The sequence below is a fragment of the Antiquaquibacter oligotrophicus genome, from assembly GCF_020535405.1.
Classification (GTDB): Bacteria; Actinomycetota; Actinomycetes; order Actinomycetales; family Microbacteriaceae; genus Rhodoglobus; species Rhodoglobus oligotrophicus.
Genome location: NZ_CP085036.1, coordinates 2526459 through 2541183, shown reverse-complemented (window position 1 = coordinate 2541183; position 14725 = coordinate 2526459). Strand labels below are relative to the sequence as shown.

Annotated in this window: 13 protein-coding genes; 2 read left to right on the top strand and 11 right to left on the bottom strand. The window is 66.2% G+C overall.

Annotation, left to right across the window (positions count from 1 at the left end; translation table 11 throughout):
- Positions 1–393: 393 nt before the first annotated feature.
- Positions 394–789 carry a VOC family protein gene (locus LH407_RS12355; RefSeq protein ID WP_322133684.1) on the bottom strand — a complete coding sequence of 132 codons (396 nt, stop codon included), beginning with the start codon at positions 787–789 and terminating at the stop codon, positions 394–396.
- Positions 790–798: 9 nt separating this feature from the next.
- Positions 799–1245 (bottom strand): helix-turn-helix transcriptional regulator, encoded by a 447-nt coding sequence (locus LH407_RS12350; RefSeq protein ID WP_322133685.1) that lies wholly within the window; start codon positions 1243–1245, stop codon positions 799–801.
- Between the two features lie 106 nt (positions 1246–1351).
- On the opposite strand from LH407_RS12350, the gene LH407_RS12345 reads away from it, so the two are divergent.
- Positions 1352–2719: an HNH endonuclease signature motif containing protein gene (locus tag LH407_RS12345; RefSeq protein WP_322133686.1), complete on the top strand. Its 1368-nt coding sequence runs from the start codon at positions 1352–1354 to the stop codon at positions 2717–2719.
- A gap of 91 nt (positions 2720–2810) precedes the next feature.
- On the opposite strand, the gene LH407_RS12340 is transcribed toward LH407_RS12345, so the two are convergent.
- On the bottom strand, positions 2811–3881 hold the full coding sequence (locus LH407_RS12340; protein ID WP_322133687.1) for an EamA family transporter: 1071 nt from the start codon (positions 3879–3881) through the stop codon (positions 2811–2813).
- Positions 3882–3987: 106 nt separating this feature from the next.
- Here LH407_RS12340 and LH407_RS12335 point away from each other — a divergent pair, with 106 nt between their 5' ends.
- Positions 3988–4542, top strand: a complete 555-nt coding sequence (locus LH407_RS12335; RefSeq protein WP_322133688.1) for a CGNR zinc finger domain-containing protein — start codon at positions 3988–3990, stop codon at positions 4540–4542.
- Here the strand turns inward: LH407_RS12335 and gatA are convergent.
- From gatA to LH407_RS12295, 8 genes are all read right to left on the bottom strand, one after another.
- On the bottom strand, positions 4539–6035 hold the full coding sequence (gatA, locus tag LH407_RS12330; RefSeq protein WP_322133689.1) for an Asp-tRNA(Asn)/Glu-tRNA(Gln) amidotransferase subunit GatA: 1497 nt from the start codon (positions 6033–6035) through the stop codon (positions 4539–4541). The two genes, LH407_RS12335 and gatA, sit on opposite strands and share 4 nt — an antisense overlap.
- Positions 6032–6331, bottom strand: coding sequence for an Asp-tRNA(Asn)/Glu-tRNA(Gln) amidotransferase subunit GatC (gatC, locus tag LH407_RS12325; protein ID WP_322133690.1), 300 nt, complete (start codon positions 6329–6331; stop codon positions 6032–6034). Before gatC ends, gatA begins: the two co-directional genes overlap by 4 nt.
- A gap of 15 nt (positions 6332–6346) precedes the next feature.
- Entirely contained in the window at positions 6347–7633 is a 1287-nt protein-coding gene (locus tag LH407_RS12320; protein WP_322133691.1) for an alpha/beta hydrolase, read from the bottom strand.
- Positions 7634–7858: 225 nt separating this feature from the next.
- Positions 7859–10147, bottom strand: a complete 2289-nt coding sequence (gene ligA / locus LH407_RS12315) for an NAD-dependent DNA ligase LigA (protein WP_322133692.1) — start codon at positions 10145–10147, stop codon at positions 7859–7861.
- A 48-nt stretch (positions 10148–10195) separates the two neighbouring features.
- Positions 10196–11302: a tRNA 2-thiouridine(34) synthase MnmA gene (gene mnmA, locus LH407_RS12310; protein WP_322133693.1), complete on the bottom strand. Its 1107-nt coding sequence runs from the start codon at positions 11300–11302 to the stop codon at positions 10196–10198.
- Positions 11303–11333: 31 nt separating this feature from the next.
- Complete coding sequence (locus LH407_RS12305; RefSeq protein ID WP_322133694.1) at positions 11334–12983, bottom strand: cell wall-binding repeat-containing protein; 1650 nt, start codon at positions 12981–12983, stop codon at positions 11334–11336.
- Between the two features lie 84 nt (positions 12984–13067).
- Positions 13068–13499 carry a hypothetical protein gene (locus LH407_RS12300; protein WP_322133695.1) on the bottom strand — a complete coding sequence of 144 codons (432 nt, stop codon included), beginning with the start codon at positions 13497–13499 and terminating at the stop codon, positions 13068–13070.
- Between the two features lie 89 nt (positions 13500–13588).
- Complete coding sequence (locus LH407_RS12295; protein WP_322133696.1) at positions 13589–14725, bottom strand: cysteine desulfurase family protein; 1137 nt, start codon at positions 14723–14725, stop codon at positions 13589–13591.

Sequence of the window (14725 nt, the reverse complement as noted above, 5' to 3'; positions counted from 1 at the left end):
CGACGCCAGCGCGCCGTCTCGGTGCGAGGGCGCGGGGACGCCTGCGCGGTCGTTTGCGCATTGCGCGGTGCTCGGGAGCTGCCGCGGGTTGCGCAAAGTACCGCGGGCGGCCACCGGGAGCGGGTCGCGGCGGCGACGCGGCACGTGCGGTCCCGCTCCCCCTTTTACGTTGCGGAGGATGGCGCGCCGTGGAACGAGCGGATGCTGCGGCCGCTGCTGCGTGGCATCCTCCGCAACGTACGAACACCGGGCCGACTGGGCGCTGGCTCGACAACACGCGGACGTAGTCCGACCGCGAGCTCGCGCTGGACGTTGCCGCGCGCGCTGAGGTTTCAACACTCGCGCTGGCCGCAAACCTCAGCGCGCGGGGCGGCGCTGAGCGACGTCCCCCCGTCACCCAGCCGAGATGCGCACCATGTTGCCGGACGGGTCACGGAACGCGCAGTCCCTCGCGTAGCCCTGATCGATCGGCTCCTGCAGCACCTCGGCGCCGGTCGCGCGCACACGCTCGAACGTGGCATCCAGGTCATCCGTCACAAACACGAGAGCCGGCAGCTCACCTTTGACGAGCAGCTCCAGCAGGGCATCCCCGTTCTCCTGCGAACGCCCAGCGTGCGGCACCGACAGGGTGACACCGACGCCCGGCTGGTCGGGGCTGCCAAAGGTCAACCAGCGCCACTCGCCGTACGGAACATCCAACACAATCTCGAGACCCAACGCCTCATAGAACGGGATGGATGCTTCGACATCGGTCACGGTTACATTCACGTACTGCAGCGAAATGGTCATGCACCGAAGTTACGCCGCCGGGGTGCCGACCGCTTCTCGAATCCTGCTCCGTCGGTTGCTGATTCGCTGGGGGCGCGTCTGGGACTTGGTCATGCAGGTCGGGAGCGCGTCGAGGTCGCCGTGGTCTCGCGCGCGATACTCGCTGGGGGTCTCCCCCACGATCTCGGTGAACCTGCTGCTGAAGGAGCCGAGGCTCGTACAGCCGACCGCCATACACGCGTCGGTGACAGTCGTCCCGTCGCGGAGAAGAGCCATCGCGCGCTCGATCCGGCGGGTCATGAGATAGGCGTAGGGGGTCTCGCCGTACGCGAGTTTGAATTGGCGCGCGAAGTGGGCGGGCGACATGAGGGCCGCCGCGGCCATCATGGGCACGTCGAGCGGGCGGGCGTAGTCGCGATCGATGAGGTCGCGGGCGCGCCGCAGGTGCGCGAGGTTCTCGAGCTCCTGCGGGGTCATGGTTCGACGGTAGCGTCTTCTCCGCGTTGTTGGGTGTGGAGAGAACTTCTCCCAAGATTGGCCGCCGCCTCTAGAACATGAGTTCGAAGGTTGGGAGAATGGATGCATGACCTCAACGACCGCCTCGTATGCCGAACTGGCAGACCTGTCGGTCGCGTTCACACCACCCTCCCCTGCGGGCCTGAACGATGCGGGCCTGCTGTCCGCCAAGCGCGAGCTCGCCGAGATTCGTCGCCGACTGGATGCTGCGGACTCGCTCGTTTCCGCGGAGATCGCCAACCGATCCCGCCCCGACCTGGGCTACGACGGCCTCGCGCAACGGCTCGGCGCCCGCACACCGGAACACCTCATCCAACGCGTCGCCGGCGTCTCCAAAAAAGATGCGCGCACCCAGATCCGGGTGGGCACCCTCGTGACAGGGCTGACGGATGCCGCGGCCCCCGTCGACCCGTGGCTGCGAGGTGTCGCATCCGCTGTGGCCGCCGGTTCCCTCTCGCTCGACGCGGCAGACGCGATCCGCACGGGCCTTGGATCCGCCGGCTCGGGCGTCACCGTTGTCGCCCTCACCGCGGCCGCCGACCAGCTGTTGCGCGAGGCGCGAGAGCTGACGGTGGAGAGGCTCGGCGCCCGCGCGCGTGAACTCCGCGCGTCGCTCGACCTTGAGCATGTCGCCGAGCGCGAGGAACTGCTGCGGTCGAAGCGCTACCTGCACCTGATTCCTCGTGCCGACGGCATGACGAGGCTCGACGGGCTCCTCGACCCGGAGTCGACGGCCCGCCTGAAGGCCGTGTACGACGCCGCCACCTCCCCGCGGCGCGGTGGCCCGCGATTTGTCGACCCCACCTCGATCGCGCAGGCGGATGCGCTCATCGACGACACACGCACGACCGAGCAGATCGCGCTCGACACGTTCCTCGTGCTCCTCGAACTCGGAACTCAGGCCGACGTCTCCACCTTCATCGGGGCCCGCAAGCCCGCCGTGCAGGTGCTCGTGACTAAAGCAGACCTCGACCAGCACACCGGAATGGCTTTCATCGAAGGCGAGAGTGAGGCCCTGAGCGTCGCCACCGCCGAGCGTCACGTGTGCGAGTCGGGAGCGGTGCCGATCCTCATGGATGACGGTCAGGTGATCAACCTCGGACGGGAGCTTCGCCTCTTCAATCGACGACAACGAATCGCCCTCGCCGCCAGGGACGGCGGATGCATTTGGCCGGGGTGTGACCGACCACCCTCGTGGTGCGAAGCACATCACATCGTGGAGTGGTCGCGAGACGGCAGAACGGATATCGCCGACGGAGTTCTGCTGTGCCGACATCACCACATGCTCGTGCACAACAATCACTGGACAGTCGTGCGATACGGCAACCGCTACGCGATAGTGCCACCGGCATCAATCGACCCGACACGCACCCCTCGAGCCGCCCAGACCAAGAGCCCGGCAGCGCGACGACTCATGAGTCAGGCTGGGCGGTGAGGGGGCAACGGGCTACGGCTTTTCCGCGCCGAACGCTCGCACCGCGGGAGGTAGCGCTTCGCCCCAGCCAAGGTGGTCTCTGCTGCGAGAGCTACGGCTTCGTAGCACCCGGAGCGGTCAATACCGTGGCAGCTGGGTCGCCGTCGGCAATCGTGTCCCGGGCAAGCGCGGGCGCGGGGCCGGGAGAAATCACGGCAATCTGGCCGGTCGCGAGCTCGTCGACCGAGCCGGGCTCGAGCGGGGCATCCGCCTGCTTCTCGGAACGCACCAGAGCGATACCCGCAAGGATCGCGGCGCCACCCAACAGCTGCAGAAGGGTCAGCGCCTCGCCGAGGAGGATCCACGCGAGGATCGACGCGAAAACCACCTCAAGCAACCCGACAAACGACATGAGGCGCGAACCCAGCATCTCGGAGGCGGCAATGCTCGACACGTACGCGAAGGCCGTACCGATAACCGCCACGATCACCAGGGGCACCCACCACGCCACCTCGGCACCGAACAGCGCCACCGAGTTGGATGCGAACTCGAACGGCACCAGGCCGACCGCACCCACAACGCCCAGCACCACCGAGCCCAGGAGCAGGCCGGACGCGGCGAACGCGACCGGCGGCAAACCGTCACTCGGGCGAGCGGCGATGACGTAGTAGATCGCGCAGCCCACCGCGGCGAGGGCAGCGAAGAAGAGACCGAGACCGTCCACGGCGGCACCCAGCGCACCCGGGCCGATCACCAGCACCAGTCCGAGGATCGCGACCACCGAGCCGATGATCACAACAGCGCGCGGAGCACGACGAGTCGTTACCCAGACATAACCCACCAGAAGGAGAGGGGCCAGGTACTCGATCAGGAGGGCAGTACTCACGGGGATGCGCTGCAGTGACGCGAAGTAAACGAGCTGCGTTCCGGCGACACCAATCAGGCCCATACCGAGCACCCGCCAACGGGCACGCCACAGCGCGGCCCAACGACCACGAAGAGAAACCACGGCAATCGGGAGCAGCACCACGGCCGCGATGCCCGCACGAAGCGTCACCGCCGCCGCCGGCGACCAACCCGACTCCAGGAGTGGCTTGATGAACGCGCCCGACGTCGAAAACGCCAACGATGCGAGCACGCCAAACAGCAGCCCGCGGGACGTAGACGTGGTCGCGACGCTCACAAGGACTCCGATCGTGCAACTCCCAGCGAAAAACCGCGGGAGCCTGCATAAGGAACTAAATGGATTACGCTCCTGACAGTAGACCTGGCGCAAATAAGGAGTCAAATTGCATTTTGCCCCTGACAGCGAAGACACCCTGGAGTTCATCGTTGCCCTCGGAAACACGCATCCGAGCGCGTCCAGAAGCGGAGACGACGAGCTCGGCACGGTCGAGCAACTAGGCGCACTCCTCGTCGAGCACACCTACTCCGGCCGAGTCGACGGGGACGAGACGGAACTCCGCGAGGTGCAGCAAACCCGCGACCTCCTGCGAGAAATCTGGAGTCTCGACAGAGATGACGCCGCCGAACGCATCAACGTCATGCTCGCCGAAGCTCGCGCCATGCCGTACCTGATGCGACACGACCACTTCGATTGGCATTTGCACGCCACCTCGAACGATGCGCCACTGGCAGAACGTATCAGGGTCGAAGCAGCGCTCGCCCTCGCCGACATGATTCGCTCCGACGAAACACACCGCATGCGCGTGTGCGACGCCGACGACTGCACCGGCCTACTGCTCGACCTGTCCCGCAACGGATCTAAGCGGTTCTGCAGCATACGCTGCGGAAACCGGATGAACCAGCTCGCCTTCCGCTCGCGGGCGCAAGAAGACAGTTAGCCCAGCTTCGGTGCCTGGGCGAGCAACTGTCCGCCCCAGCCCTCCTCGAGAAGGGCTTCCAGCGCAGCACCGACACGGTACAGCCGGGCATCCTCGCGGGCCGGCGCCATGATCTGGAACCCGACCGGCAGACCATCCTCCGGAGCCAAACCGATCGGAAGGCTCATACCCGGAACACCCGCAAGGTTCGCGGGGATCGTCGTCACGTCGTTGAGGTACATCGCGAGCGGATCCTCGAGCTTGGCGCCCAACTCGAACGCGGTTGTCGGCGCCGACGGCGACACCAGCACGTCCGCCTTCTCGAAGGCCGCCGAGAAGTCACGCTGAATGAGCGTGCGCACCTTCTGGGCGCTGCCGTAGTACGCGTCGTAGTAGCCAGCCGACAGTGCATACGTACCGAGGATGATGCGGCGCTTCACCTCGGGCCCGAAGCCCGCCTCACGCGTCGCCGCCATGACGTCCTCGACGGTTCCCTGAACCTTGGCACGCATACCGAAACGCACCGAATCGAACTTGGCCAGGTTGCTGGATGCCTCGGCCGGAAGGATTACGTAGTAGGCGGCCACCGCGTACTCGAAGTGGGGTGCGCTGACCTCCACAATCTCTGCGCCGTTGGCGGTCAGCAGCTCGAGCGCCTCGTGGAACCGCTGCGACACACCGGGCTGGAACCCCGGGCTGTCCAGCTCCTTCACAACACCGACGCGCAAACCCTTGAGCGAGTCACCTGCGGCGCCCTCACGCGCCACCGCCGCGAACGACGGCCAGGCATCCGTGAGCGACGTGGAATCGCGAGGGTCATGTCCACCGATGACGTCGTGCAGCAGCGCAGCGTCGAGCACCGAACGCGAGACCGGGCCCACCTGGTCCAGCGACGAGGCGAGAGCGATCGCGCCATACCGAGAGACACCACCGTAGGTGGGCTTCACACCCACCGAGCCGGTCACGGCGGCGGGCTGACGAATCGAGCCCCCCGTGTCGGAGCCGAGCGCGAAGGGCGCCTCGAAAGCGGCGACTGCGGCGGCCGAGCCACCACCCGAACCACCCGGAATGCGTCCCAGGTCCCACGGGTTTCGGGTCGGACCGTAGGCCGAGTGCTCCGTGGAGGAACCCATGGCGAACTCGTCCATGTTCGTTTTGCCGAGCGCAATGAGGCCGGCGGACTTCATCTTCGCGACGGTGGTCGCGTCGTACGGCGGCACCCATCCTTCGAGAATCTTCGAGCCGGCCGTCGACGGCATGCCGATGGTGCACAGCACGTCTTTGATCGCCACGGGAACACCGGCGAGTTCGGGCAGCGACTCACCGGATGCTCGGCGCTCATCGATGGCGGCAGCATCCGCGAGTGCTGTCTCGGAGACGTGAAGGAAGGCATGCACATCGCCGTCGACCGCTGCAATGCGGTCCAGGTGCGCCTGGGTGACCTCGACGGACGAGACCTCGCCAGCGTTGAGTTTGGCCGACAGCGACGCTGCCGACTCGTGGATGAGGCTCACTGCTCTTCCCCCAGGATTGCGCTGACGATGAAGCGACTGCCGTCGTGCTCGGGAGCTCCAGCGAGGGCTTCCTCGGTGGTGAGCGTCACACCGGGCACGTCGGGTCGGAAGACGTTGGCGAGTGGGATGGGGTGACTCGTGGCCGGAACATCCGGCGTTGCGACCTCGCTCACCTTCGCGACATTGTCGACGATGGCACCGAGTTCACCGGTCAACTTCTGGATCTCCTCCTCCGTGAGGGCGATCCGTGCGAGGCCGGCGAGATGGGTTACGGTCTGGGGTGTTATCTCGGACACCGCACAAGTCTACGGTCAGTGGGAGGCCTCGGCCGTGACCACGGCGGGAGCATCGGGTGTGGTGACGAGGCCTGACCGGCCGATGGCGATGAGCGCGAAGTTTCGCATGCTCTCGGTGCCGTAGGTGAAGTACTCGTTGTGACCGGATGATCCGAGCAACGCCCTCTTCGTCACCGGGTCCGCCCCACCCGACACACTCATCGCGTGCGCGCCGTAGTCGGGTGACCCCGGGTCACTCCCGAAGTACGCACTGTTGGGGATGGGATCCCACGGAGCTTCACCCACCCACACGTTGCCGTCGCGCACGTGCAACTCGTCGACGGAGCGAGCGGGGCTTCCGGGTGACCCGACCATTGCGAGGGCGTCGATCTCGAAGTCGTACTCGGTGAGTGCGAGGAGGGCGGCCGTGGACCCGTACGAGTGGGCGATAACGGAAAGGTACGGCTGGTCTTTGCCGCGAAGGGTCTGGATGCCTTCGATGGCGCGGGCGAGTGTGTCCCGGCCGATTTCGGCGTTTCCGATGCCGCCCACGTTGGTGAGGTTCGGGGTGGGGTATCCGATCCACGCCACGGTGGCGACTTTCGCGTTGGTTTCGCCGAGGCGAGCGAGCCACGTGAGTTGTTCGGAGTACAGGTCTTCGGCCGCTTTGGTCCAGTCGACCATCTGGTTCTCGATGGTGAAGAACATGCCGGGGACCAGGTAGCTGACGTAGTCGGCGGTGTGGAGGTCCCCGATGACGATGGCGGCTCGTCCCTGTCCGTTGACGTCGAGGCTCAGAAGGGTTCGGTTGAGGCTGCGGGCCGGGTTCACGAGCGCGGAGGAAATCGAGTCCAGCATGACGAGTTGGCGCCGTGCCGCGTCGACTGCGGTGCGTCCCACGTCGGGGTTTGCGATGAGGGCGTTGAGGTCGAAGATCGTGTCCGCCAACAGGGCACGATTGGCGAGGTCCCGGGTGGGATAGGGAACACCTTCGAGGTTGCCGACGAGTTGCGGGCTGGCACCCACCACGGCACTGCGGTGGTCGAAGTCCATGGCGTTCCACCACAGCGAAACGTCCTGCGCCGGGGGCGGCTGTTCGATGAGGTTGTCTACCGCACCGGGGTTCGCGGTGAGGAACTCATCGATTCGGGGTACAGAGAGGAGGGAGAGTTCTTGGAGCAAGCGAGACCCCTGAAGGTCTGCGCTGGCGCCCGGTTCGGGGCCGATGTACGGGGACGGTATGACGGAGCGCGGGCTGGGTGCGCTTGCAGCCGCTGCGGGCGAGTTTGTGGGCATCACAAGGGCCCCGGTGACGATTGCCACCGAGGTCGTCAGTATTGCTGCCAGCCGAAACAGCACCGCAGGCTAGTCCCCTCGCCTTCGGCCACGCATCCCCCTTGCGAGTGAAAAACTCGGATGCGTGACTACCCCTCATGCTAGGGGATTGGCAGTCTCACTCGGGGGACGAAATTGTTACCAGCGTGAAAACACTCGCGGCTCGGCGGTAGCGCGCGACGGATACCGTTGTGGGAGCGCTGCCAAAGGGCGCTAATCGAGCGCTTCGGGCCCTCCGACCAGCAGTTTTGCAAACTGCTCTGCGTCAATAATTCGCACCCCTAGCTGCTCAGCTTTGGTGAGCTTGGACCCTGCCCCGGGCCCGGCAGCCACGAAGTCTGTCTTCTTGCTGACGCTCGAGGCCGCTTTGCCGCCCGCCGCGATGATCGCCTCGGTGGCACCCTCGCGAGTGAAGCCCTCGAGTGTGCCCGTGGCTACCACCGTCAACCCGGCGAGCGGGCCGTCGACGGATGCAGCGGCTCCCGGCCCCGGATGCCCGGGGGTCGCGAACTGCACTCCCGCGGCCTCCCACGCTTCGAGGATGTCGCGGTGCCAGTCGACGGCGAACCAGTCGATGAGGGCATCCGCAATGATCGGGCCTACTCCCTCGACGGCGGCCAACTCGTCGCGGGATGCGGCACGGATGGCTCCGAGCGAACCGAAGTAGCCTGCCAGTGCCCGAGCCGCAACCGGCCCGACGTGACGGATCGATAGCGCCACGAGGAAGCGCCACAGTTCCTTGGTTTTGGCCAGCTCGATGTTCTCGATGAGCTGGACTGCCTGTGCGGAGGGCACCGCCCCGGCGTCCCCGAAGAACGGACCGTCTGGGTCGTACGCGGGGTCGGCATCCTTTCCGCTGACCTTGCGCTGTTTGCGGAAGGGGGTCCGGAGGTCGGGTTCGCCGTTCTCGAGGAGGCGTGGCAGCCCGGTCTCGGCATCCCGCACCACGACCTCGATGGGGAAGAGGTCCTCGAGCGTGAGCGAGAACAGTCCGGCTTCGGTCTCCAGGGGCGGCGTTGCGGGCACTCGGGGTTGCGTGAGGGCGGCCGCACTCACCTCACCGAGTCCCTCGATGTCGAGCGCGCCCCTGCTGCCGACATGCTCGACACGACCGCGAACCTGTGCCGGGCACGCCCTCGTGTTGGGGCACCGAAGGTCGATGTCGCCTTCCTTCGCCGGGGCGAGCGGGGTTCCACACTCCGGGCAGAGGGTCGGCATGACGAACTCGCGCTCCGTGCCGTCACGCAGTTCGACGACCGGCCCGAGCACCTCGGGGATGACGTCGCCCGCCTTGCGCAGCACAACGGTGTCTCCGATGAGTACACCCTTGGCCTTGACGACGTCCTGATTGTGGAGGGTCGCTTGGCGCACCACCGAACCGGCGACGCGCGCCGGCTCCATGACGGCGAACGGCGTTGCTCGCCCGGTGCGCCCGACCGAGACAACGATGTCGAGCAGCTTCGTGTTGACCTGCTCCGGTGGGTACTTGTACGCGATCGCCCATCGCGGTGCGCGCGAGGTTGCCCCGAGTTCTTCGTGCAGTGCGAGTTCATCAACCTTGATGACGATGCCGTCGATCTCGTGCTCAACGCTGTCGCGATGTGCCCCGTAGTACTCGATGAACTCCGCAGCACCCTCGGCTGTCGGGCGCACGGAGAAGTGCGAGCTCGTCGGAAGTCCCCAGCCGGCGAGGAGTGCGTACACCTCGCTCTGGCTGGCGACGGGCGGGTTCGGCCATGCCCCGATGCCGTGGACGAGCATCCGGAGCCTCGACAGCCTGCGGTGCATGAGATCGAGGGCCGCCGCCGACTTCTTCTCGGCCTTCTGACGCAGTGAACCGGATGCTGCGTTGCGCGGGTTCGCGAACACACGCTCCCCCGATGCCGCCTGCTCGGCGTTGAGCTCTTCGAATGATTCGACGGGGAAAAAGATCTCGCCGCGCACTTCGACGAGCGGCGGATGCCCGGTGCCCGACAGCCGCGCGGGGATACCCGGGATGTACTGGATGTTCTCGGTGACGTCCTCCCCCACGACCCCGTCGCCGCGGGTGGCCGCGCTCGTGAGACGCCCGTTCTCGTAGCGCAGGTTGATCGCGAGTCCGTCGATCTTGAGTTCGCACAGGTAGTCGACGCGCCGGCCTGCGTCCCGCTCCACCTTGGCGGCCCACGCCGTGAATTCGTCGATGCTGAAGACGTTGTCGAGGCTCAGCATCCGCTCCGCGTGCCGCACCGGGTCGAAGAGCTTCGCCGCCCGTCCACCGACAGTCTGAGTGGGGCTGTCCTGACCCTGGAGCTCCGGATGCTCGCGCTCGAGTTCCTCGAGGCGGTGCATCATCGCGTCATACTCTGCGTCGCTGACGAGCACCTCGTCGCGCTCGTAGTACGCGTCGCGTAGCTCGAGGATGCGCGTGGTGAGGGCCTGGACTTCGGCCCGAGCCTCGGTCAGTTCGGGGTCTGCGTGCTGAACTACGGTCTGCGAGGATGTCGCGCGCTCATCTGCCACGCTGTCAGCCTAGAACGGGCCGCCGACGCGCGAGAGGACTTGTGCGCCTCAGGCGCCCGCTGCTACCGGCACCGCCGAGACAGTGCGGTCGATCGTGAACTGCCCGAGCACACGGGTTCCGACGTAGATGACGGCGGTCTGTCCGGGTGCGACACCGTCGAGTGGCTCATCGGGTGTGACGACAACTTCGCCATCGAGGACCCGAGCAGTGGCCGGCACCGGATCGGCGTGGGCGCGGATCTGCACCTCGCACGCGAACTCAACCTCCGTGGGTGCCAGTCCCGCCCAGGAGTACCGCTCCCCGGCGATCTCGGCGATTGCGAGAGCTTCGCGGGGCCCGACCACAACCTCATTGGTCTTGGGGCGCACCTCGAGAACAAACCGCGGCTTTCCGTCATCCGCCGGGAATCCGATATTCAGCCCCTTGCGCTGGCCGACGGTGAACGCCGCCGCGCCCTCGTGTGTGCCGAGCACGGCGCCGCTGCGATCGAGGATCGCCCCTGGTTCTGCGCCGACCTTGTCCGCGAGCCATCCGCGAGTGTCGCCGTCGGGGATGAAGCAGATGTCGTGTGAGTCGGGCTTGGCGTGCAGCAGGAAGCCGCGCTCGGCCGCTTCCGCCCGCACCTCTGCCTTGCTGGGGGTCGCCCCGAGCGGGAACATCGCGTGGGCGAGTTGCTCCGCCGTGAGCACACCCAGCACGTAGGACTGGTCTTTGGCCCAGGATGCAGCGCGGTGGAGTTCACGATTGCCCGCGGCATCCGTGCTGATCGTCGCATAGTGCCCCGTGGCCACCGCGTCGAACCCGAGCGCGATCGCCTTGTCGAGAAGGGCGGCGAATTTGATGCGCTCATTGCAGCGCATACACGGGTTGGGGGTGCGGCCGGCCGTGTACTCGGCGATGAAGTCGTCGACGACGTCGGCTTTGAAACGCTCAGAGAAGTCCCACACGTAGTACGGGATGCCGAGCTGCCCGGCGACACGCTGTGCATCCATCGAGTCCTCGATCGTGCAACAGCCCCTGGCACCGGTGCGGAGAGTGCCCGGCTGCCTGCTGAGCGCGAGGTGCACCCCGACTACCTCGTGGCCGGCGTCGACGGCGCGCGCAGCAGCAACGGCGGAGTCCACTCCACCACTCATCGCCGCGAGAACCTTCACGGTTCCAGTGTAGGTACGGTGCGCTGCCTCATCAGCAGGTAAGGAGAGACGAGACGTTCCCACTCAGGGTTGCCTCGCCGCCCAACACCACGATTTTGCCCACGCCCATGCCCGACGACGCATAGAGCGCCTCCTCTGGTACGCAGTTCGTCTGCACTAGATACAGTGGCGCGCCCGTCTTGCCTGCGAGGGCGGCGCCAGCTAGTGCGTCCGGGAAAGTAACGCCCGAGGCGAAGTAGACGGTGTCGGTCGCCCGGAACACGCGGTTGACGTCGACGGACGCGGTGTATCGGTTTGCTCCCGACCAGCGGTGCACTTCGGGCACACCGGCGGAGACGGTAAGGGACGTCTCCAAGCTCGGAGAGAAGCTGGAAGGCCCGCCAGCGATCATGACGCGCCGCACGCTAAGGCTCTGGATTGTCGACTTCGTGCCCGGGGACACCGTCGAGGCGGTCCCGTCCTCGAGGAGGATCGGGTAACCCGCGAGTGCTGCCGCTGGGCCGGCAGAGAGCGCATCAGGGAAGTTTTTGCCCGTGGCAATGTACGCGCCTTCGCTCTGCGGCCAAAACCTCGCGGCGACGTTCCTGGAGACCGCATATCGGTCAGCGCCAACGATGCGTTCGACAGGAGCAATCTCCGAAAGCTCCTCCATGAGTGCTGGAGACACACTGACCGGTCCGCCGATGACGTAGATCTTGTCGAGGCTGAGTTGCTCCAGGACGGCTCTAACCGAATCGACCATGCTGTCCGATCGGACCAGCAGCACGGGTGCGCCGTTTATCGCGGCGGCGGGACCGGCGCTCAAAGCGTCGGGAAAATTCGTGCCATTCACCACGAACGCGACATCGGTCTCGGTTGGGTCATAGCGATCCGCAATTTCTGCGCTCACATCGAAGCGGTTGGCCCCGTGGATGCGGGAAATCTCCTCATACCCTCCGGGCGCTGACCGCATGTGGGCGTCAACATCCGAGACGGTCTCTGCTCCCGACACGGTGATCACCGTCGAGTCCTCGATCGCCGACGCACCGTCGAAGTACTCCGAGGCAATGCTGCGGTTGCTGACACGACCGTCGATGAACCGGATGAGGTGACGTCCAGGAGGAAGCCCCCGCATTACGAAGGCGCCGCCCGTAGTTTGAGTGAATGATTGGCCGCGGTACTCGGGACGACCTGTTACCGGGTCGATGAGGAGCGCGTGAACGTTGATGTAGCTTGAGGCGGCACCTTCGAACGTGACTGAGCCCTGAACGATGGCTCCCAGAGCGACCTCTACATCGATACCGGTGATCGACCCGGTCCCCACCGTGAGAATTGCGCCATCGCGCTCGTGGGCGGAGCCTCCCCACCAGGTGCGGGCGTACGGATTAGCGCTGCTCGCACCTGCCGGATCGATAAAAACGCGGTACTGACCTTCGGGCACGTTGTTGACGACGTAGCTGCCGTCTGCCGCGGTGTATGTCTGGAACAGGCCGCCAGCGTACGGGGCTGCGAGAGCATCGCGGAGCGGTATGAGGTCGACGAGCACATCCCGAATGCCCTTGATCTGGGTACTCCCACCAGAGCTGACAGGGCCGGTGATCGTTCCCGACACACTTGCTGTCGGATACGCCGCGGCGGGAGCTGAAGCACCCGCTGCGATGAAGACCGCCACAATCCCTACCGACATGACGGCCTTGAGCATCGTCGCCTCTCCTTGTTGAACCCGATTCGACTCATCCTCAGGGCGGCGGCAGACGTTGTCAATTCGACGGGGTGGGCCCGCCGCTCAGCTGACCGCCTTCGTCACGAGGTCGGCGAACTTCTTCTTCACGGCGGGCGTCCACGCGGTCACCGCGAATGCCGTCGGCCACACGTCTCCGTCGTCGAGGTTGGCGCGATCCTCGAATCCGATCGTCGAGTATCGGGTACCGAACTTTCCGGCGGGCTGCATGAAGACCACGATTTTGCCTGCATCGTTCGCGAACCCCGGCATGCCGTAGTAGGTCTTGGGCACAAGGTCGGGTGCGACTTCGCCCACCACCTCGAAGAAACCCTCAGCGAGTGCCTTGTCGCTATCGCCGAGCGCGTCGATCGCCTCGCGGACGGCCTTGGTGCCGGCCTCGCGGTTCTTCCCCGCCTTCGCCTGGGCACGCAGCTCCTTCGCGCGCTCCTTAACCGCTTCGCGTTCCGCCTCAGACAGTCCGTCGTTTTTCGCCATCGTCGTTCCTTGATCTGGTGCGGCCCTCGCACCGTGCGATTCACTGTAGAACTGGCAACGCAGCGGTCGCTTCTTCGTTTCTGCTCGCGTTACGAGAGGCCCGCTGCGTGAGCGCGCTCGACCACGCCCGGCAGGACCGCAACGAGAGCGTCGACCTCGTCGGCCGTGGTGGTGTGCCCGAGCGTGAAACGCAGGGCACCACGGGCATCCGCCTCGCTCAAGCCCATCGCGAGCAGGACATGGGATGCCTCGGGCACCCCCGCTTGGCATGCCGACCCCGTTGAGACGCTGAATCCCGCCGCATCGAGGAGGAACAGCAACGAATCACCCTCGCAACCGGGGAACGTGAAGTGCGCGTTCCCCGGGAGCCTGTCCACGGGGTCACCTCGCAGTACCGCGGTGGGAACGCCTGACTGCACGCCTGCGACAAGACGGTCGCGCAGGGCGGCGAGTTGCGGCAGGTGCGCCAGGTCGCGTGTGGCCGCGGTGGCCGCAACACCGAAGGCGTGAGCGCCCGCGGCATCCATCGTCCCGGAGCGGGCCCGTTGCTGGTTTCCGCCATGGAGCAAGGGAGTCACGGATGCCCCGCGCCCCAGTACGAGCGCACCCACACCCACCGGTCCCCCCACCTTGTGGGCGGAGACGCTCATCGCGGCGGCCCCGAGCGCGGCGAAGTCGATCGGAACGGAGCCGAACGCCGACACGGCGTCGACGTGCACGGGCACTCCGTGTGCCGACGCCAACTCGACGATCTCCCGCACGGGTTGGATGGTGCCGACCTCGTTGTTGGCGAGAAGCGTGGTGACAAACGCGACATCCGGACTGAGGGCCGCGGCGAGCGCATCGAGATCGATACGGCCGGCATCGTCGCCAGGTATCCACTCGATGACGGCGCCCTCGTGAGACTCCAACCATTCGAGGGAATCGATGGTCGCGTGATGTTCGGCACGAGTGGAAAGCACCCGGTTGCCCTCGCGAGCCCAGAACAGTCCTTTGAGGGCGAGGTTGATCGACTCGGTTCCGCCCGACGTGAAGGTGACCTCGACCGTCTCCGCACCCACCGCGTCGGCCACGGCCAGCCGCGCCTCCTCGAGCATGCGACGCGCCGCCTGCCCCTGCGAGTGGATCGACGAGGGGTTGCCTGCGACGGCGAGCGCTCGCGTGAACTCACCCAAGACCTCGGGGGTCATGGGGGTGGTCGCCGCGTGGTCAAGATAGATCGCCAC

What these genes read in the sequence shown, in the direction of transcription:
- LH407_RS12350 (WP_322133685.1), bottom strand. Translation starts at nt 1,245, where the DNA reads ATGACCCCGCAGGAGCTCGAGAACCTCGCGCACCTGCGGCGCGCCCGC.
- LH407_RS12305 (WP_322133694.1), bottom strand. Translation starts at nt 12,983, where the DNA reads ATGCTCAAGGCCGTCATGTCGGTAGGGATTGTGGCGGTCTTCATCGCA.
- LH407_RS12355 (WP_322133684.1), bottom strand. Translation starts at nt 789, where the DNA reads ATGACCATTTCGCTGCAGTACGTGAATGTAACCGTGACCGATGTCGAA.
- LH407_RS12300 (WP_322133695.1), bottom strand. Translation starts at nt 13,499, where the DNA reads ATGGCGAAAAACGACGGACTGTCTGAGGCGGAACGCGAAGCGGTTAAG.
- LH407_RS12345 (WP_322133686.1), top strand. Translation starts at nt 1,352, where the DNA reads ATGACCTCAACGACCGCCTCGTATGCCGAACTGGCAGACCTGTCGGTC.